19 protein-coding genes are annotated in these 17,988 nt (G+C 68.9%); 10 read left to right on the plus strand and 9 right to left on the minus strand.

What is annotated here, in order from left to right; translation table 11 throughout:
* Positions 1 to 14 precede the first annotated feature (14 nt).
* The 6 genes from mog to V8Z80_RS17395 all read right to left on the minus strand — a co-directional run bounded on the left by mog (position 15) and on the right by V8Z80_RS17395 (position 6,145).
* On the minus strand, positions 15 to 641 hold the full coding sequence (gene mog, locus V8Z80_RS17370) for a molybdopterin adenylyltransferase (protein ID WP_336062917.1): 627 nt from the start codon (positions 639 to 641) through the stop codon (positions 15 to 17).
* Positions 642 to 719: 78 nt separating this feature from the next.
* On the minus strand, positions 720 to 1,994 hold the full coding sequence (locus tag V8Z80_RS17375; protein ID WP_336062918.1) for a TRAP transporter large permease: 1,275 nt from the start codon (positions 1,992 to 1,994) through the stop codon (positions 720 to 722).
* Positions 1,995 to 2,010: 16 nt separating this feature from the next.
* Positions 2,011 to 2,505, minus strand: a complete 495-nt coding sequence (locus V8Z80_RS17380; RefSeq protein ID WP_336062919.1) for a TRAP transporter small permease — start codon at positions 2,503 to 2,505, stop codon at positions 2,011 to 2,013.
* Positions 2,506 to 2,512: 7 nt separating this feature from the next.
* Complete coding sequence (locus tag V8Z80_RS17385) at positions 2,513 to 3,496, minus strand: TRAP transporter substrate-binding protein (RefSeq protein WP_336062920.1); 984 nt, start codon at positions 3,494 to 3,496, stop codon at positions 2,513 to 2,515.
* Between the two features lie 103 nt (positions 3,497 to 3,599).
* Positions 3,600 to 5,033, minus strand: coding sequence for an aldehyde dehydrogenase family protein (locus tag V8Z80_RS17390; RefSeq protein ID WP_155192904.1), 1,434 nt, complete (start codon positions 5,031 to 5,033; stop codon positions 3,600 to 3,602).
* 41 nt (positions 5,034 to 5,074) lie between these two features.
* Complete coding sequence (locus tag V8Z80_RS17395) at positions 5,075 to 6,145, minus strand: tartrate dehydrogenase (protein ID WP_336062959.1); 1,071 nt, start codon at positions 6,143 to 6,145, stop codon at positions 5,075 to 5,077.
* Between the two features lie 146 nt (positions 6,146 to 6,291).
* On the opposite strand from V8Z80_RS17395, the gene V8Z80_RS17400 reads away from it, so the two are divergent.
* Complete coding sequence (locus V8Z80_RS17400; protein WP_336062921.1) at positions 6,292 to 7,038, plus strand: FadR/GntR family transcriptional regulator; 747 nt, start codon at positions 6,292 to 6,294, stop codon at positions 7,036 to 7,038.
* A 12-nt stretch (positions 7,039 to 7,050) separates the two neighbouring features.
* Positions 7,051 to 7,836, plus strand: a complete 786-nt coding sequence (locus V8Z80_RS17405) for a hydroxypyruvate isomerase family protein (RefSeq protein ID WP_155192908.1) — start codon at positions 7,051 to 7,053, stop codon at positions 7,834 to 7,836.
* Between the two features lie 82 nt (positions 7,837 to 7,918).
* On the opposite strand, the gene V8Z80_RS17410 is transcribed toward V8Z80_RS17405, so the two are convergent.
* Positions 7,919 to 8,758, minus strand: coding sequence for a phosphogluconate dehydrogenase C-terminal domain-containing protein (locus V8Z80_RS17410; RefSeq protein WP_336062960.1), 840 nt, complete (start codon positions 8,756 to 8,758; stop codon positions 7,919 to 7,921).
* A gap of 131 nt (positions 8,759 to 8,889) precedes the next feature.
* Here V8Z80_RS17410 and V8Z80_RS17415 point away from each other — a divergent pair, with 131 nt between their 5' ends.
* From V8Z80_RS17415 to cynS, 8 genes are all read left to right on the plus strand, one after another.
* On the plus strand, positions 8,890 to 9,372 hold the full coding sequence (locus V8Z80_RS17415; RefSeq protein ID WP_155192911.1) for a GNAT family N-acetyltransferase: 483 nt from the start codon (positions 8,890 to 8,892) through the stop codon (positions 9,370 to 9,372).
* A 4-nt stretch (positions 9,373 to 9,376) separates the two neighbouring features.
* Positions 9,377 to 10,516 carry a sensor histidine kinase gene (locus tag V8Z80_RS17420; RefSeq protein ID WP_336062923.1) on the plus strand — a complete coding sequence of 380 codons (1,140 nt, stop codon included), beginning with the start codon at positions 9,377 to 9,379 and terminating at the stop codon, positions 10,514 to 10,516.
* A 16-nt stretch (positions 10,517 to 10,532) separates the two neighbouring features.
* Positions 10,533 to 11,171 carry a response regulator gene (locus tag V8Z80_RS17425; RefSeq protein ID WP_155192914.1) on the plus strand — a complete coding sequence of 213 codons (639 nt, stop codon included), beginning with the start codon at positions 10,533 to 10,535 and terminating at the stop codon, positions 11,169 to 11,171.
* A gap of 165 nt (positions 11,172 to 11,336) precedes the next feature.
* Positions 11,337 to 12,011, plus strand: a complete 675-nt coding sequence (locus V8Z80_RS17430; protein WP_336062924.1) for a DJ-1/PfpI family protein — start codon at positions 11,337 to 11,339, stop codon at positions 12,009 to 12,011.
* 26 nt (positions 12,012 to 12,037) lie between these two features.
* Positions 12,038 to 13,390, plus strand: a complete 1,353-nt coding sequence (locus V8Z80_RS17435; RefSeq protein WP_336062925.1) for a CmpA/NrtA family ABC transporter substrate-binding protein — start codon at positions 12,038 to 12,040, stop codon at positions 13,388 to 13,390.
* A 4-nt stretch (positions 13,391 to 13,394) separates the two neighbouring features.
* Positions 13,395 to 14,258, plus strand: a complete 864-nt coding sequence (gene ntrB / locus V8Z80_RS17440) for a nitrate ABC transporter permease (RefSeq protein ID WP_336062926.1) — start codon at positions 13,395 to 13,397, stop codon at positions 14,256 to 14,258.
* A 3-nt stretch (positions 14,259 to 14,261) separates the two neighbouring features.
* The gene (locus tag V8Z80_RS17445) at positions 14,262 to 15,068 is read left to right on the plus strand and encodes an ABC transporter ATP-binding protein (protein ID WP_336062927.1); all 807 of its coding nucleotides are present in this window, start codon (positions 14,262 to 14,264) and stop codon (positions 15,066 to 15,068) included.
* On the plus strand, positions 15,068 to 15,511 hold the full coding sequence (cynS, locus tag V8Z80_RS17450) for a cyanase (protein WP_336062961.1): 444 nt from the start codon (positions 15,068 to 15,070) through the stop codon (positions 15,509 to 15,511). The genes V8Z80_RS17445 and cynS overlap by 1 nt, the downstream gene beginning before the upstream one ends.
* A gap of 14 nt (positions 15,512 to 15,525) precedes the next feature.
* Here cynS and V8Z80_RS17455 read toward each other — a convergent pair whose 3' ends face one another.
* The gene (locus V8Z80_RS17455; RefSeq protein WP_155192921.1) at positions 15,526 to 16,224 is read right to left on the minus strand and encodes a GntR family transcriptional regulator; all 699 of its coding nucleotides are present in this window, start codon (positions 16,222 to 16,224) and stop codon (positions 15,526 to 15,528) included.
* Between the two features lie 2 nt (positions 16,225 to 16,226).
* Positions 16,227 to 17,897, minus strand: a complete 1,671-nt coding sequence (locus V8Z80_RS17460) for a thiamine pyrophosphate-binding protein (RefSeq protein WP_155192924.1) — start codon at positions 17,895 to 17,897, stop codon at positions 16,227 to 16,229.
* Positions 17,898 to 17,988: the final 91 nt, after the last annotated feature.

Genomic DNA, 17,988 nt, shown 5'->3' on the forward strand with positions numbered 1-17,988 from the left:
CCAGGCCGGGCCGGTCAGGGCTGCGGGCGCACGGCCCCCTTGGGGCGAAAGGCGGCGACCACGCCGGCATGGGTCTGGCAGTACGGTCCGCCGATCAGGTCTATGCAATAGGGCACGGCGGCGAAGATGCCCGGCACGCGCGGCGTGCCGTCGGCATGCTTGAGGCCTTCCAGCGTTTCGCGGATGGCCTTGGGCTGGCCGGGCAGGTTGATGATCAGCGCCGCGTGATCGGCGGTCTCGCGGATCACCGCGACCTGGCGCGACAGGATGGCGGTGGGCACGAAAGCCAGGCTGACCTGGCGCATCTGCTCGCCGAAACCGGGCAGCTCGCGCGTGCCGGCCTGCAAGGTGGCTTCGGGCGTGACGTCGCGGCGCGCCGGCCCGGTGCCGCCGGTGGTCAGCACGAGGTCGCAGCCTTGCCGGTCCACCAGGTCGATCAGCGTATCGGTGATGAGCTGGCGCTCGTCCGGGATCAGCCGGTCCACGGCCTGCCAGGGGCTGGCCAGGGCGCGGCCCAGCCATTCGCGCAAGGCCGGCAGGCCTTCGTCCTGGTAGTCGCCGCGCGAGGCGCGGTCCGAAACGGACACCAGGCCGATCAGCAGTTCGTCGGGATGGCGGCGGGCCAGGGCTTTTGCTTGCATGGGTACGTTGGCGGTCGTGGAAGCGGATCCGAAACTGTAGCGCAGCCGCCGCCCCCGGGCCAGCCCGGCCCGCCGGCGCTAGCGGTACAGCAGGTCGCGCAGGCCCAGGCTCAGGGGCGCGAACCAGGTTACCGCCGCCAGGCACAGCAGGATGACCGCCACGAAGGGCAGCAGGTGCCCGATGATCCGGTCCAGCGAAATGCGCGCCACCGCGCAGGCGGCGAACAGGTTCACGCCGAAGGGCGGCGTGATCATGCCCAGCGCCAGGTTCACCACCATGATGATGCCGAAATGCACCGGGTCGATGCCGAAGTAGGCTGCCACGGGCGCCAGGATCGGCGCCAGCACGATGATGGCCGCCGAGGTCTCGATGAACATGCCGATCACGAACAGCGCGGCGTTCACGCCCAGCAGGAACCACAGCGGCGAGGTCAGCGTGTCCTTCAGGAAATTGCCGATCTCGGCCGGGATGCCCGCGCGCGTGATCATGAAGGCGAACAGGCCGGCGTTGGCGATGACGAACATGATGACCGCGGAGGAAACCACCGACTTCTGCAGCACCGGCAGCAGGTCCTTCAAGCCGATCTCGCGGTAGATCAGCATGCCCACCACCAGCGCATAGACGACCGCCACGGCCGAGGCCTCGGTGGGGGTGAACACGCCGCCATAGATCCCGCCCAGGATGATCACCGGCATCATCAGGGCCCAGAAGGCCGAGCGCCCCGAGCGCAGCAGCGACATGCGGCCCTCGCCGTCCTGCCGGCCCCAGCCCTTGATCTTGCACGTGATCCAGACGAACAGCATCAGGACCAGGCACACGAAGACCGCCGGCCCGATGCCGGCGATGAACAGCTCGCCGATGGATACCTCGGCCGATACGCCATACAGGATCATCGGAATCGACGGCGGCATGATCACGCCCAGTTCGGCGCTGGTGGCTTGCAGCGAGGCCGCGTAAGGCGTGGGATAGCCATGCCGGATCAGCGCGGGGATCAGGATGGCGCCCACCGCGAAGGTCGTGGCCACCGAAGAGCCCGAAACCGCCGCGAAGATCATGCAGGTGAGCACGCAGCTCATGGGCAGCCCGCCCTGCACGCCGCCGACGATGGACTTGGCGAACTCGACCAGCCGCCGCGAAATGCCGCCGGCCTCCATCAGGTTGCCCGCCAGGATGAAGAACGGGATGGCGGCCAGGGGGAACTTGTTGATGGCACCGAATATCTCCTTGACCGACAACAGCATGTTGGCGCCGGCCACATGGATGCCCAGGATCGCCGACAGCCCGATGGAAACGGCCACCGGGACGGTCAGCGCAAAGCACAGGATCATGCTGGTCAGCATTGCGGCGGACATGGCGTCTCCGGTTCTTTCAGGCCGCGCTTTCCAGTTCGCGGTCCACGGGTTCGAGCCACTGGCCCACGATGCCGAACAGCGAGAAAAAACCGCCCACGGGCACGGCCAGATAGGCCCAGAACATCGAGACCTGCTCCAGGCCGGCCACGGTCTGGAACCTGCCGCGCTGGGCGTAATCCCAGCCGACCACGATCAGCAGCACGGACAAGGCCAGGCAGGCCAGCGCCACCACCGTCTCGAGCAGCCGCCGCATGCCGCGCGGCGACCAGCGCCGCAGCACGTCCACGCTGATCATGGCGCCGACCCGGTAGGCCTTGGGAATGCCCAGGAACACCATCCAGATCAGCGAAAAGCGCGTGAGCACCTCGGTCCATTCGGTGGTCTGCTCCAGCACGAAGCGCGCCAGCACCTGGTAGAAGCCCAGCCCGGCTGCCAGGGCCAGCATCAGGCAGGCAGCCAGCAGCGAGGCCCGCGTGAGCAGGCCCTCGACAGCGAGAAATCCGCGTCTCATGCGGCCTTCAGGGCTGGTAGTTGCGGATCTGGTCCAGCTTGTCCTGGCCGAACTGCTTGGCGAAGTCCTTGTAGACCCCCGCCAGCGCGTCCTGGTAGGCCGTCTTGTCCACTTCGGTGACCACCTGCATGCCGTTCTTCTGCAGCGCGGCGACCGCCTCCTGCTCGTCCTTGTCCACCCGGGCGCGGTTGGCCGCGATGCCGGCGCGGGCGGCCTGCTCGAAGGCCTTCTTGTCCTCGTCGCTGAGCTTGTCGTAGGCCTCCTTGCTCATCAGCAGCACGCAGGGCGAGAACACGTGGCCGGTCAGCGTCATGTAGCGCTGCACCTGGTCCAGCTTGGCGGACTGGATGATGGACAGGGGATTTTCCTGCCCGTCCACGGTGCCCTGCTGCAAGGCGGTGAAGACCTCGGTGAAGGCCATGGGCGTGGGAATGATGCCGAAGGCCTTGTAGGCCTGGATGTGCACGGGATTTTCCATGGTGCGCATCTTCAGGCCCTTGAGGTCGGACGGCGAATTGACCGGCCGCCGGCTGTTGGTCATGTGGCGAAAGCCGTTGTCGCACCAGCCCAGCGCCTTCATGCCCTTGCTGTCGAACTGCTTGAGCAGGTCCTGGCCGATGGGGCCGTCCAGCACCGCGCGCGCGTGGGCATAGTCGCGGAACAGGAAAGGCACGTCCAGGATGCGCGTCTCGGGCACGAAGTTGGGCACCGGGCCGGTGGAGGTCAGCGTCAGTTCCTGGGTGCCCAGCTGCACCGCCTCGATGGCCTCGCGCTCGCCGCCCAGGGCCCCGGCGTGAAAGCCGAGGATCTCGTAGCGCCCGCCCGTCAGCTTCTTGACCTCGTCGGCGAAGGCGTGGACCAGGTCGCCGTAGTGCGAATTCTCGGCCACCGTGGTGCTCAGGCGCATCTGGATGGGCTTGTCCTGCGCCGCGGCCGGAACGGCCAGCGCGGCCGACAGGGCCAGCAAGGCAAAGCGTGCTCTGATCTTCATGGTTGTCTCCTCGTGTTGTTTTTTGACAAGCTAAGACAGGCTGGCGCATAAAGCCATAGGCAACTACCCGAAGCCGGCGCCGCCCTGCCCGGCATGGGCCCGCCTACTCGTAGTTGTGCACGATGGTCTTGGTGATGCTCATCTCCTCCAGGGCCAGCAGGCCCTTTTCACGGCCGTGGCCGCTCTTGCCGAAGCCGCCGAAAGGCAGCTCGACCCCGCCGCCGGCCCCGTAGCAATTGATGTAGACCTGGCCGCTGTCGATCGCGCGCGCCACGCGCTGCTGGCGCCCGCCATGCTCGGTCCAGACGCCGGCCACCAGGCCGTAGTCGGTGTCGTTGGCCAGCGCGATGGCGTCGGCCTCGTCCTCGAAAGGCATGGCCGCCAGCACCGGGCCGAACACTTCCTCCTTGGCCAGCAGGTGCTCGCGCGGCACGTCGGCGAACAGCGTGGGCGCCACGTAGAAGCCGCCGGACGGCACGCCGTCGAGCTTGCCCTGCGCGGCGATGCGCGCGCCGCTTTGCACGGCGTCGTCGATGAAGCGCTGCACGCGCTCGCGCTGCCTGGCGTTGATCAGCGGCCCGCAATCCAGGTCGTCGGACTGCACGCCGGTGCGCAGCTTGGCGAAACGGTCGGCCACCCGCGCCAGCACCTCGTCGTAGATCTCTTTCTGGACCAGCAGGCGCGAGCCGGCCGAGCAGGTCTGGCCGGCGTTCTGGATGATGCCGTTGACGATGGCCGGAATGGCCCGTTCGAGGTTGGCGTCGGCGAACACCACCTGCGGCGACTTGCCGCCCAGTTCGAGCACGCACTTGACGTGATGGCGCGCGGTTTCCTGCTGCACGATGGTGCCCACCTGCGGCGAGCCGGTGAAGGACACGAAGTTCACGCCCGGATGCGAGATCAGCGCCTGCCCGGCCGTGGCCCCGTAGCCCGGCACCACGTTGAAGGTGCCCTCGGGAAAGCCCGCCTCGGCGGCCAGCTCGGCCACGCGCAGGATCGACAGGCTGGCGTCCTCGGCCGGCTTGACCACCGTGGCGTTGCCCATGGCCAGCGCCGCCCCGACCGAGCGGCCCAGGATCTGGGTGGGGTAGTTCCAGGGAATGATGTGGCCCGTCACGCCGAATGGCTGGCGCACCAGGCTGACCGCATGGTTGTTCTGGTAGGGGATGATCTCGCCGTGGATCTTGTCGACCGCCCCGCCGTAGAACTCGAAATAGCGCGCCAGCAGCTTGATGTCGCTGCGCGCCGTGCTCAGCACCTTGCCGCAGTCGCGCGACTCCAGGTCGACCAGCTCGTCGTAGTTCGCCATGATCCGTTCGGCCAGCCGCGTGAGCAGGCGCCCGCGCTCGGTGGCGGTCAGGCGCGCCCACGGGCCGGCCAGCGCCTGGCGCGCCGCCTTGACCGCCAGGTCGATGTCGGCGGCCTGGCCGTCGGCGATACGGCCGATGACCTGGCCCGTGCCCGGGTCGATGACGTCGATGGTCTTGCCCGAGCTGGGCGCCTGCCACTTGCCGCCGATAAATACCATGCCTTTCATGCTTGTCTCTGCTCCATGTTGGCTTGTCTGTGCCGGCGCGCCTAGGCGCCCGAGGCGACGATCTCGGCCACCGCCTTGCCCACGTCCACCGTGCTGGCCTTGCCGCCCATGTCCGGCGTGCGCGGGCCTTCGGTCAACACGGTCTCGATGGCGCGCATCACCGCCTTCTCGGCTTCCGGATAGCCCAGGAAGTCGAGCATCAGCGCGCCGCTCCAGATCTGGCCGATCGGGTTGGCGATGCCCTTGCCGGCGATATCGGGCGCCGAACCGTGCACCGGCTCGAACAGCGAGGGGAATTTGCGCTCGGGATTGAGGTTGGCCGACGGCGCGATGCCGATGGTGCCGGTGCAGGCCGGGCCCAGGTCGGAAAGGATGTCGCCGAACAGGTTGGAGGCCACCACCACGTCGAACCAGTCCGGATGCTGCACGAAGTGCGCGGTCAGGATATCGATGTGGTACTTGTCCCAGCGCACGTCCGGATACTGCTGCGCGATGTCGGCCACGCGCTCGTCCCACCAGGGCATGGAGATCGAGATGCCGTTGGACTTGGTGGCGGCGGTCAGGTGCTTGCCGCGCTTTTGCGCCAGCTCGAAGGCGAACTTGAGCACGCGATGCGCGCCGTGGCGGCTGAACACGCTTTCCTGGATGACGATCTCGCGGTCGGTGCCTTCGAACAGGCGCCCGCCGCTGTTGGAATACTCGCCCTCGGTGTTTTCGCGCACGATGAAAAAGTCGATGTCGCCCGGCTTGCGGTTGGCCAGCGGCGAAGGCACGCCCGGCATCAGCTTGACCGGCCGCAGGTTGATGTACTGGTCGAACTTGCGGCGGAACATCAGCAGCGAGCCCCACAGCGCCAGGTGATCGGGAATGATCTCGGGCCAGCCGATGGCGCCGAAGAAAATGGCTTCGTGCTTGCCGATCTGCGCTTCCCAGTCGTCCGGCACCATGGCGCCGTGCTTGGCGTAGCGCTGCGAGCTCCAGTCGAACTCGTCGAACTGGAAGTCGATGCCAAAGCGGGTGGCCGCCGCGTCCAGCACGCGCAGCCCCTCGGGCATCACCTCGGTGCCGATGCCATCGCCGGCGATCACCGCAATCTTGTGCTTGGTACCCACGTTCACTCCCTTTCCTGGTTTGTCATACAAATTCATCATACAATTTACCGCATCCAGGCGGCCAAGCCGGATCGTATCCGACTAGTGATTACCCTAGCACGCGCCGGCCGCACGCATGGGCCGCAGCCCGCACACAGGAAAGACGCATGAGCCAGGACACCGCGCGACGCAGCCCCACGGAAAACAGCACGCTGGCCAGCCAGGTCACCGAGACCCTGCGCCGGGAAATCCGCAACGGCCTGTTCCCGGTCCATTCGCACCTGCCCACCGAGCTGGCGCTGACGCGCCGCTTCGGCGTGAGCCGCACCGTGGTGCGCGAGGCCATCTCGCGCCTGCGCTCGGACGGCCTGGTCGATACGCGCCAGGGCAGCGGCACGGTGGTGCTGGGCCCGAACGCCAATACGCCGTTTCGCATAGACCTGGACGTGCGCGGCTCGATCGACGACGCCCTGTGCGTGCTGGAGCTGCGTCGCAGCCTGGAGGCCGAGATGGCCTCGCTGGCCGCGCAGCGGCGCACCGAGGCACAGGCCGCGCGCATCTGGCGCGCGCTGCAGGCCATCGCCGATGCCGGCGAGCACGGCAGCGACGGGGTCCGGGAAGACATCGGCTTTCACATGGCCATTGCGCAGGCCAGCGGCAATCCGCTGTTTCCGTCCATGCTGCAATTCCTGGGCCATTTCCTGCACGAGGCCATCGGGCTCACGCGCGGCAACGAAGCGCGCAATCCGCGCATGGCCCGGCAGGTGGTCGCCGAGCATACCGCCATCGCCCAGGCCATCGCCGACCGGGATGCCGCCGCGGCCCGCCGCGCGGCCAGCGCGCACATGCGCAATACCGACGGCCGCATCCGCGCGGCCATGCCGCTGCCCTCTTCCTCCACCACTTCTGCCTGACACGGAGCCGCCATGCCGCGCTTTTCCGCCAACCTGGGCTTTCTCTGGCCCGAGCTTTCCCTGCCCGAACGCATCCAGGCCGCCGCCCGCGCCGGCTTCCAGGCCATCGAACTGCACTGGCCCTACGATACGCCGCCCGAACAGGTGCGCCAGCTGTGCGAAAGCCTGGGCCTGACGCTGCTGGGCATCAACACGGATCCGGGCGATACCGCGCGCGGCGAATTCGGCCTGGGCGCCCTGCCCGGGCGCCAGGCGCAGTTCCAGGCCGCCGTGGACCAATCGATCGCCTGGGCCCGCGCCAGCGGCGCAAGCGCCATCCACGCCATGGCCGGGGTGGTGCCGCCGGCGCAGCGCGAACAAGCCGGCGCCGTGTTCGCGGACAACCTGCGGCAGGCCGCCGACAAGGCCGCCGCGTACGGCCTGACGCTGCTGCTCGAACCCATCAACCCGCGCGACAAGCCGGGCTACTTCTATTCGACGCTGGCCGAAGCCGAAACGGTGCTGCAAGCGGTCGGCCGCGACAACGTGCGCATCATGTTCGACGCCTATCACGTGGGCGTGACCGAGGGCGACGTGCTGACCCGGCTGGCGCGGCACCTGCCGCGCGTGGGCCACGTGCAGATCGCCGCGGTGCCTACGCGGGCCGAGCCGGACGAGGGCGAGCTGCGCTACGAGGCGCTGTTCGAGGCCCTGGACAAGCTTGGCTACGCGGGTTGGGTCGGCTGCGAATACAAGCCCCGCGGCGATACCGACGCGGGCCTGGCCTGGCTGGACAAGCTGGGGGTCAAGCTCTCCTGACCCGCCCGGCGCACCGCCCGCGCCATGTCGGGCGATGCGCCCTGGGCGGCGGCCGGGCCCGCTGCGCATCGGTCCGCCGCCTTCAGGGGGCGGTGATCATGCGGATGCTGGCGGCCACGGCCGCCGGCTCGAAGACCTTTTTCCAGTCGGGCGCAAAGAGCTCCTTCTTGGCGATCTCCACCGCCTTGATGGCCGCGTCCGACATGCGCGCCCCCGGGCCCATCAGGCCGAACTGCATGGCGGTCAGCACCGTCATGTGGCCCAGGATGAAGTCGTGCGCGGCCTGCTCGGGCACGCCGCGGCGCACCGCCTCGTCGGTAGCCTCGCGCATGATGGCGATGCAGGTCGCGCCGATGGTCTCGGACAGCACCGGTTCGAGTATGGCCATCTGCTCGACCGTGACGCGGTGCGAGCGCATCACCGGCGCGTACATCTGCCGCGCGACCTGCTCACCCAGCGCGTAATGCGCGTCGGGCCCGCGCATCAGCGAGCAGACGATGTGCTGCTTGGCGGCCACGCCGCCGAAATAATCGGCCTTGGCGGCGGCGCTGGTCTCGTCGTTGAACAGGGGCGGATGGCAAGGGTGGGCCACGAATATCGTCAGGTCCTCGCGCCCGGGCAGCTCGCCGGCAAACGGCGCGGCCGCGTCCAGCGCGATCAGCATGGCGCCCTGCCGGTACAGCGGCGTCTGCTGGGCGGTGATCTTGCCGATGAGATTGTCCGGGATGGCCAGGATCACCACGTCGGCCCGCGGCAGGGCTTCCTCGGCCGGCACGCACTGGATGTCCAGCGCCTGCAGCCGCTCTCGCCCGGCCTGGCTGACTTCGATGTGCTCGACCTGCCAGGGCGAGGCCTTCAGGTTGGCCGATACCCGGCAGCCCATCTTGCCGCCGGCGCCTACGACTGCGATACGGGTCATGATTGTCTCCTCTTCATGACGGTCTCCTCTGATTGTCAGCGCATCATACCCACGCTTACACTGCGCTGTCCCGCCTCGCTCCGCCCGTCCATGGAGATCCTGCGCAGCGCCCTCCTCCGACAGCACCGCCGCCCATGTACGACATCCTGCCCGCCGACCTGAACCGACCCGACCACGCCCGCGACTTCGTCACCCTGCTGGACGAGTACGCGCGCGACCCCATGGGCGGCGGCCAGCCCCTGCCCGAGGCGGTCAAGCGGGACCTGCCCGGCGCGCTGGCGCGGCGGCCCGGCGTGCACGTGCTGCTGGCCTACGTGGACGGCGCGCCGGCGGGCCTGGCCAACTGCATGGAAGGCTTTTCCACCTTTGCCTGCAAGCCGCTGCTGAACGTCCACGACTTCATGGTCTCTGCGCCGTTTCGCGGCCAAGGCGTGGCCCGCCGGCTGCTGGCCGAGGTCGAGCGGCGGGCGCGGGCGCTGGGCTGCTGCAAGATCACCCTGGAAGTGCTGCAGGGCAACGCGCCGGCGCAGGCGCTGTACCGCTCGGAAGGCTACGACGGCTACCAGCTCGATGCGCGCGCCGGCCACGCGCTGTTCTGGCAGAAGAAGCTGGACTGAAGCCATGTTCGCCGACCTCAAGCGGCTCTCGCATCACGCCGCCTGGCGCAGGCAGCTGGAAATGCTGCTCGAATCCACAGGCGAAGGCATCTACGGCATCGACCTGCGCGGGCGCTGCATCTTCATCAACGGCCCGGGCGCGGCCATGCTGGGCTATACGCCCGACGAGGTGGTCGGGCGCAACATGCACTACCTCATCCACCACTCGCACCCGGACCGCACGCTGATGCCGGTGCACGAGTGCCGCATCTTCAAGGCCTTTCGCGAAGGACGCGGCGAGCGCGTGGACGACGAGGTGCTATGGCGGCGCGACGGCAGCTGCTTCGCGGCGCAGTACGCCTCCTACCCCATCCGCGACGGCCAGACGGTGGTCGGCGCGGTGGTCACCTTCTCGGACATTTCCGAGCGCAAGCAGATGGAACGCGCCCTGCAGGCCACCCAGGCGCTGCTCGAGCGGCGCGTGCAAGAGCGCACCGCCCGGCTGCAAAGCGCCCACGACTCGCTGCGGCGGCTCTCGGCGCACCTGAGCACCTTGCGCGAGCAAGAGCGGGCCCATATCGCCCGCGACATCCACGACGAGCTGGGCGCCTCGTTCACGGCGCTGCAGCTCGATCTTGCCTGGCTGCGCGGACAGCTGCCCGGCCAGCCGGCGCTGCTGGCGCACCTGGACCGCATGATGGAAGTCACGCGCACCGCCATGGGCGCGACGCGCCGTATCCTGAACGACCTGCGCCCCGTGGTGCTGGACCACCTGGGCCTGTGGGCAGCGCTCGAATCCCTGCTGCAGGACCTGCAAAGCCGCAGCGCGCTGGACTGCCGCTACGTCTGCCCGGCCGATACCGAACGCTGCCGGCTGGGCCGCGAGGCCGAAATCGCCGTCTACCGCATCGTGCAGGAGCTGCTGACCAACGTGCAGCGCCATGCGCAGGCGCGCAGCGTCAGCATGCAGGTGCGGCTGCAAGGCCGCGACCTGGTGCTCAGCGTGGAGGATGACGGCGTCGGCATGCAGGTGCAGGCCCAGCCCCACACCTTCGGCATCCTGGGCATGCGCGAACGGGCCCGCTCCATCGGCGGCGACCTGGTGCTGGACAGCCAGCCCGGCGCCGGCACGCGCGCGCGCCTGGTATTGTCCGGCGTTGCGTGATTGCCGGATGCCGCCCATGGCCCTGAAGCTGCTCATCGTCGACGACCACATGATCATCCGCCGCGGCCTGGCCCAGCTGCTGGGCCAGGACCCGCGCGTGGCGAAGGTGGACGAGGCGCAGGATGGCCCCTCGGCGCTGCGCCTGCTGCGCGGGGCCCGCTACGATGCCATGGTGCTGGACGTGGCGCTGGGCGAGCGCGACGGCCTGGACGTGCTCAAGACTGCGCGCGCCGAATTCCCGGGCCTGGGCGTGGTGATGCTGTCGGTCTATCCCGAGTCGCAGTTCGCCGTGCGGGCGCTGCGCGCCGGCGCGCATGCCTACCTGAACAAGGGCTGCCAGCCCGAGGAGCTGATGGACGCGCTGCTCAAGGCCGCCGCCGGCAGCCCCTACGTGACGCCGGCGGTGGCCGAGCTGCTGGCGCGCAACGTGCGCCGCGACGGGCCCCAGGCACCGCACGAGCTGCTGTCCAACCGCGAGTTCCAGGTGCTGCAGCTGCTGGTGGCCGGCAAATCGGTCTCGGCCATCGCCGAGCAGCTGGCGTTGTCGGCCAACACCATATCGACCTACCGCGCCCGCATCTTCGAGAAGCTGGGCGTGCGCACGCTGGTGGAACTGGTCGACTACGCCAACCGGCACCAGCTGGGTGCGCGATAAGGCGCGCCGCACCGAAGCCGTGCGCGGCATGCACCGCGTAGACCAAACACTACACAGGTATCACTGAATCCGGGATAGGCCCGCGCCCGCGCAGCCGCGATCATGCCGCCATGGCTGGCGCCTGCGCGATCCCCGCGCCACGCGCCGCCGCCAAGGAGGCGAACCGTGAACAAGGCGGGCTTCAGGCTGGGCATCTACATCTTCAAGGACGCGGAAGTCATCGACTATGCCGCGCCCTATGGCGTGTTCTCGGTGGCGCGCCGCTTCGATCCGGAGCTGGACGTGTTCCTGGTGGCCGACGCGCACCGGCCCATCGCCACGCAGGCGGGCCTGACCGTGCTGCCGTCCTACAGCTTCGCCGACCGCCCCGCCCTGGACGCCTTCCTGATCCCCGGCGGCTTGGGCACGCGCCAGGAAATGCACAACACGCGGCTGCACGACTATATCGCCGCGCTGCCGCCGGCCTGCCTGCTGAGCAGCGTCTGTACCGGCTCGTGGATCTATGCGCGCATGGGCCTGCTCGACGGCCTGCCGGCCACCAGCCGCAAGGAGCCTGACAAGCTGGAAGCCTCGCACCTGGGCCGCACGCCCATCGACCGCCTGGCCACGCTGGCGCCGGCCTGCCGCATCAGCCGCGCGCGGGTGGTCGATGCCGGGCGCATCGTCACCGCCGGCGGCATCGCCAGCGGCGCCGAACTGGGCCTGCACCTGCTGCGCCGCGCCGGCTATTCCGAGGCCTTCATCGACGACGTGGCGCGCGTGATGGAGTACCAGCGCGCCTACGAGCAATACCGCGAAGACATCGAATACGCCGCGCGCGTAGCCAGCCCCGCCCTTTAACGGACCGTCCCGACCGGAGCCCTGCCATGTCCCTATTCAGCAATCCCTTCAACGCCGACAGCCGCTTGCGCTGCGCCTGCGGCCGCCACGCCAGCCAGGCCGAGCACGAACAGGCCCTGCGCGCCGAGGCGCTGCAGGCGCGCGCCGTCGAAGGCGCGGTGATGCGCGCGCTGTTTCCCGACGACGGCCTGCGCCGCCGCTTCCTGAAGGCCGTGGGCAGCGGCACGGCGCTGGCCGCGGTCTCGTCGGTGTTTCCATTGGCGCTGGCCAAGGAGGCCTTCGCCCAGCCGAGCGGCCCGCTGGAAAAACAGAAGCTGCAGGTGGGCTTCATCCCCATCACCTGCGCCACGCCCATCATCATGGCCCACCCGATGGGCTTCTACGCCAAGCAGGGGCTGGACGTGGACGTGGTCAAGACCGCCGGCTGGGCGCTGATCCGCGACAAGGCGCTATCGGGCGAGTACGACGCCGCGCACATGCTCTCGCCCATGCCGCTGGCCATCAGCCTGGGGGCGGGCACCACCGCCGCGGTGCCCTGGACCATGCCGGCCGTGGAGAACATCAACGGCCAGGCCATCACCCTGGCGGTCAAGCACAAGGACAGGCGCGACCCCAAGGACTGGAAGGGCTTCAAGTTCGCCGTGCCCTTCGACTATTCGATGCACAACTACCTGCTGCGCTACTACCTGGCCGAGCACGGGCTGGATCCGGACACCGACGTGCAGATCCGCGCCGTGCCGCCGCCGGAGATGGTGGCCAACCTGCGGGCCGACAACATCGACGGCTTCCTGGCGCCGGACCCGGTCAACCAGCGCGCGGTATACGACGGCGTGGGCTTCATCCACCTGCTGTCCAAGGAGATCTGGGACGGCCATCCCTGCTGCGCCTTCGCGGCCAGCCGCGAGTTCGTCACCCGCATGCCCAACACCTACCAGGCGCTGCTCAAGGCCATCATCGAGGCCACCGCCTACGCCCGCAACCCGGACAACCGCAAGGAGATCGCCGCGGCCATCGCCACGCCCAACTACCTGAACCAGCCGGTGACGGTGGTCGAACAGGTGCTGACCGGCACCTATGCCGACGGCCTGGGCAAGGTGGTCAAGGCGCCGGACCGCATCGACTTCGATCCCATGCCCTGGCAATCCTTCGCAGTGTGGATCCTGACGCAGATGAAGCGCTGGGGCCAGGTCAAGGGCGATATCGACTACCAGAAAGTGGCCAGCGAGGTCTTCCTGGCCACCGACGCGCGCCGCCTGATGCGCGAGGCCGGGCTGGAGGCGCCCGAGGCCGATACCAAGGGCTTTTCCGTCATGGGCAAGCCCTTCGACGCGGCGCAGCCCGAGGCCTACCTGCAAAGCTTCAAGATCCGCCGGAGCTGAGCCCATGAAAAAGAAGGACGTGGCCCGCCGGACGGACAACCCCTGGGCCGCCCGCCTGCTGTCGGTGGCGCTGCTGGCCGGCTTCCTGCTGGTGTGGCATGCCGCCACCGGCGGCACGGCCGGCCAGGCCGTGGTCGATCCGGAATACGCCGCGCTGGTGGGCAGCGCCGCCGCCAGCGGCGGGCAATCGCCTTTTCCCGGCCCGATGGAGGTGGGCGCGCAACTGTGGCAACACCTGCGGGACCCGTTCTACGACCGCGGCCCCAACGACAAGGGCATCGGCGTGCAGCTGGGCTATTCCATCGCCCGGGTGCTGGCCGGCTTTTCGCTGGCGGCGCTGCTGGCCATCCCCCTGGGTTTTCTGATCGGCATGTCCCGCACGGTCTATCGCGCCTTCGACCCCTTCATCCAGGTGCTCAAGCCCATCTCGCCGCTGGCCTGGATGCCGCTGGCGCTCTACACCATCAAGGACGCCAATACCTCGGCGGTGTTCGTGATCTTCATCTGCTCGGTCTGGCCGATGCTGGTCAATACCGCCTTCGGCGTGGGGGCGGTCCGGCAGGATTGGCTCAACGTGGCGCGCACGCTGCAAGTGTCGCGCCTGCGCACGGCCTTGCAGGTGGTGCTGCCGGCGGCCGCGCCCACCATCATGACCGGCATGCGCATCTCGGTGGGCATCGCCTGGCTGGTGATCGTGGCCGCCGAGATGCTGATCGGCGGCACCGGCATCGGCTATTTCGTCTGGAACGAGTGGAACAACCTGTCCATCGCCAACATCATCTGCGCGATCCTGGTCATCGGCCTGGTCGGCATGCTGCTGGACACCGCGCTGGCCCGCGCCGCACGGCTGGTCAGCTACCGGGAGTAGAACGTGGAACGACCCTTCCTCAAGATCGAGTCGCTGGGCAAGCGCTATCCCGGCCCGCGCGGGCAGCTGGGCGAGCCGGTATTCGACCAGGTGGACTTCGGCATCGCCCGCGGCGAGTTCGTATGCGTGATCGGCCATTCGGGCTGCGGCAAGACGACCATCCTGAACATCCTGGCCGGCATCGACCATCCCACCGAAGGGGCGGTCATCATGGACGGGCGCGAGATCGCCGGCCCGTCGCTCGAGCGCGGCGTGGTGTTCCAGGCGCATGCGCTGCTGCCCTGGCTGACCGCCCTGCAGAACGTGGAATTCGGCGTGCGCTCGCGCTGGCCGGGCCACACCCGCGAGCAGGTGCGCGCGCACAGCGTCCGCTACCTCGAAATGGTGGGGCTGGGCCATGCGCTGCACAAGAAGCCCAGCGAGCTGTCCGGCGGCATGAAGCAGCGCGTGGGCATCGCGCGCGCCTTCGCCATCCAGCCCAAGATGCTGCTGCTGGACGAACCCTTCGGCGCGCTGGACGCGCTCACGCGCGGCACCATCCAGGACGAACTGCGCCGGATCGTGCAGGCCACGCAGCAGACCGTGTTCATGATCACCCACGACGTGGACGAGGCCATCCTGCTGTCGGACCGCATCCTGCTCATGAGCACCGGCCCCTGCGCCCGCATCGCCGAAACCGTCCGGATCGACCTGCCGCGCGAGCGCACCCGCGCCTCGCTGCACCACGAACCCCGCTACTACGAAATCCGCAACCAGCTGGTCGACTTCCTGGTCGACCGCGCCCACCGCAAGGAGCTCCTGCCATCATGATGTCCCGCGCCGAAGTCACCGAACTGATCGTCAGCCGCAAGATCGAAAAGAAACTGTCCTGGGCCCGGATCGCCGAGGCCGTCGGCCAGAGCAAGGAATGGACCACCGCCGCCCTGCTCGGCCAGATGACCCTGACCGAGGCGCAGGCCAAGGCCGCCGCGGCCGTGCTGGACCTGCCCGAGGAGGCGGTCACGCAGCTTCAGGTGGTGCCCTACAAGGGCTCGCTGCCCACCGCCGTGCCCACCGACCCGCTGATCTACCGCTTCTACGAGCTGGTCAGCGTCTACGGCACCACCTTCAAGGCGCTGATCCACGAGGAGTTCGGCGACGGCATCATGAGCGCCATCGACTTTCGCATGGATCTTGCGCGCGAGGCCGATCCCAACGGCGACCGGGTGCAGATCGTCATGAGCGGCAAGTTCCTGCCCTACAAGACGTATTGAGACGGGCGCGGCGCTCAGCCCGCGCCGATGCCGCCCATGTAGATCTGCGCGTAGCCCTCTCGGATCGCCGAGGTGATCTGGTCCAGGCGCCGGCCGATGTGGCGCTCCAGTACCGCCACGCAGGCCGGCTCGTCGCGCGCCAGCAGCGCCTCGAGCACCGCGCGGTGCTCGCGCTGCGAGGCGGGCCGGTCGCCGCGGTTCATGTCTATCCAGCGTACGAAGCGGATGCGGGCGTTGACGTTGCGCAGCACCCGGACCATCTCGAGGTTGCCGGACATCTCCATCAGCCGCTCGTGGAACTGCTCGTCCAGGTCCACCATCTCGGACACGCTCAGCGCGCCGGCGTCCGGCCCGGTCTGGTCCAGGAAGTCCAGCAGCGCGCGGACCTGCCCGTCGCCGGCGCGCTGCATCGACAGCCGCACCGCCGAAACCTCCAGCACCTTGCGCAGCTCGTACAGGGAGTAGATCTCCTGCACGTCCAGGTCGCGGCAATAAAAGCCCTTGCCGGGCAGAAAGCGCAGCAGCCCCTCGATGCACAGGCGGTTAAGGGCCTCGCGCAGCGGCGTGCGGCTCACGCCCAGGCTTTTGGCCAGGGCCACTTCGTTCAGGCGCTCGCCGGGCTTGAAGACGTAGCTGATGGCCATGGAACGCAGGCGGTCGTAGACTTTGTCGACCGTGCTGTCGCTGGCGGCGGGGACAGTCGCTGCGGACATGGCTAGCCTCGCGCTTGGCCGGCCGGCACAAAATCGCGCGCATGCGATTGCGCACGCGGATCCAGCCGGCAATGCAGGATGGCCGGCCGGCCCGAGGCCAGCGCGCGCTCGAAGGCCGGGGCAAAGTCCTCGGTGCGCAGCACGGTTTCGCCGTGGCCGCCGAAAGCCTGCGCCATCAGCGCAAAATCGGGGTTCTGCAGCTGCGTGCCCACCACCCGGCCGGGATAGTCGCGCTCCTGGTGCATGCGGATGGTGCCGTACTGGCCGTTGTCCAGCACCACCACCACGATGGCCGCGCCGTATTGCGCGGCGGTGGCGAACTCCTGGCCGTTCATCAGGAAGCAGCCGTCGCCGGCAAAGGCCACCACGATGCGCTCGGGATGGCGCAGCTTGGCCATCACCGCGGCCGGCACGCCGTAGCCCATCGAACCGCTGGTGGGCGCCAGCTGCGTGCCGTAGGCGCGGTGGCGGAAATGCCGGTGCAGCCAGCCGGCGTAGTTGCCCGCGCCGTTGCAGACGATGGCATCGGCCGGCAGGCGATCGCGCAGCCAGGCCACGACCTGGCCGTACTGGAAATCGCCGGGCAGCGTGCGCGGGGTCTCGGTCCAGTCCAGGTACTGGGCATGGGCCTGGGCAGCCGTACCGGCCCATGCCGGCGCGGCGGGCACCTGCACGTCGGCCAGCGCCGCGCAGAAGGCGCGCGGGGCGGCCTGCACCGCCAGCGCGGGCTGGTAGACGCGGCCCAGCTCCTCCGCCCCCGCATGCACGTGCACCAGCTGCTGGCGCGGCACCGGCACGTCCAGCACGGTATAGGAAGAAGAAGGCATTTCGGACAGGCGCCCGCCCACCAGCAGCACCAGGTCGGCCTCGGCCACGCGCTGCTTGAGCCGCGGGTCCGGGCCGATGCCCAGGTCGCCCGCATACAGCGGGTGCCCCGCATCGAACAGCGCGGCGCGCCGGAAGGACGTGGCCACCGGCAGTTGCGCCCGCTCGGCAAAGCGCGCGAAGGCCGCGCAGGCCTGTTCGTCCCAGCCGGTGCCGCCCAGCACCGCGATGGGCGCGCGCGCGCCGGCCAGCATGTCCTGCAGCCGCGCCATGTCCTGCGGCGCGGGCCAGGCCAGCGCCGGTTCGACGTAGGGGGCATCGGCCACCGCGCAGGTTTCGCGCAGCATGTCCTCGGGCAGGGCGATCACCACCGGGCCGGGCCGCCCCTGCATGGCTACGCGAAAGGCCCGCGCCACCAGTTCGGGGATGCGTTCGGCCTGGTCGATCTCCACCACCCATTTGGCCATGGAACCGAACACGGCCTTGTAGTCCAGTTCCTGGAAGGCCTCGCGCTCGCGCATGCCGCGCTCGACCTGGCCGACGAACAGCAGCATGGGGGTGGAATCCTGCATGGCGATATGCACGCCATGGCTGGCGTTGGTGGCGCCCGGACCGCGCGTGACGAAACACACGCCCGGGCGCCCGCCCAGCTTGCCCTCGGCCTCGGCCATCATCGCCGCGCCTGCCTCGTTGCGGCACACGACGACCTGCACGCCGCTGTCGCGCAACGCGTCCAGCGCCGCCAGGTAGCTCTCCCCCGGCACGCAGGCCACGCGCTGCACGCCCTGGCGCACGAGCTGGTCTATCAGGATCTGGCCGCCGCTGCGGCTGGAAAGGGCTGGTGTCATGAAGAGGTCCGCCATGGTGTTTCCAAAGTGCGGCGAGCATAGCACTTGACTGCATACAGAACAATAATCATCATCTGAATACAGCGACGCA

Origin of the sequence: Orrella sp. JC864 (assembly GCF_037026685.1) — a bacterium.
Lineage (GTDB): Bacteria > Pseudomonadota > Gammaproteobacteria > Burkholderiales > Burkholderiaceae_B > Orrella.

Coding starts and splice junctions, on each gene's coding strand:
- V8Z80_RS17435 (WP_336062925.1), top strand. CDS start 12,038: ATGTCCCTATTCAGCAATCCCTTCAACGCCGACAGCCGCTTGCGCTGC.
- V8Z80_RS17385 (WP_336062920.1), bottom strand. CDS start 3,496: ATGAAGATCAGAGCACGCTTTGCCTTGCTGGCCCTGTCGGCCGCGCTG.
- ntrB (WP_336062926.1), top strand. CDS start 13,395: ATGAAAAAGAAGGACGTGGCCCGCCGGACGGACAACCCCTGGGCCGCC.
- V8Z80_RS17400 (WP_336062921.1), top strand. CDS start 6,292: ATGAGCCAGGACACCGCGCGACGCAGCCCCACGGAAAACAGCACGCTG.
- V8Z80_RS17375 (WP_336062918.1), bottom strand. CDS start 1,994: ATGTCCGCCGCAATGCTGACCAGCATGATCCTGTGCTTTGCGCTGACC.
- V8Z80_RS17425 (WP_155192914.1), top strand. CDS start 10,533: ATGGCCCTGAAGCTGCTCATCGTCGACGACCACATGATCATCCGCCGC.
- V8Z80_RS17420 (WP_336062923.1), top strand. CDS start 9,377: ATGTTCGCCGACCTCAAGCGGCTCTCGCATCACGCCGCCTGGCGCAGG.
- V8Z80_RS17455 (WP_155192921.1), bottom strand. CDS start 16,224: ATGTCCGCAGCGACTGTCCCCGCCGCCAGCGACAGCACGGTCGACAAA.
- V8Z80_RS17380 (WP_336062919.1), bottom strand. CDS start 2,505: ATGAGACGCGGATTTCTCGCTGTCGAGGGCCTGCTCACGCGGGCCTCG.
- V8Z80_RS17390 (WP_155192904.1), bottom strand. CDS start 5,033: ATGAAAGGCATGGTATTTATCGGCGGCAAGTGGCAGGCGCCCAGCTCG.
- cynS (WP_336062961.1), top strand. CDS start 15,068: ATGTCCCGCGCCGAAGTCACCGAACTGATCGTCAGCCGCAAGATCGAA.
- mog (WP_336062917.1), bottom strand. CDS start 641: ATGCAAGCAAAAGCCCTGGCCCGCCGCCATCCCGACGAACTGCTGATC.
- V8Z80_RS17415 (WP_155192911.1), top strand. CDS start 8,890: ATGTACGACATCCTGCCCGCCGACCTGAACCGACCCGACCACGCCCGC.
- V8Z80_RS17405 (WP_155192908.1), top strand. CDS start 7,051: ATGCCGCGCTTTTCCGCCAACCTGGGCTTTCTCTGGCCCGAGCTTTCC.
- V8Z80_RS17460 (WP_155192924.1), bottom strand. CDS start 17,897: ATGACACCAGCCCTTTCCAGCCGCAGCGGCGGCCAGATCCTGATAGAC.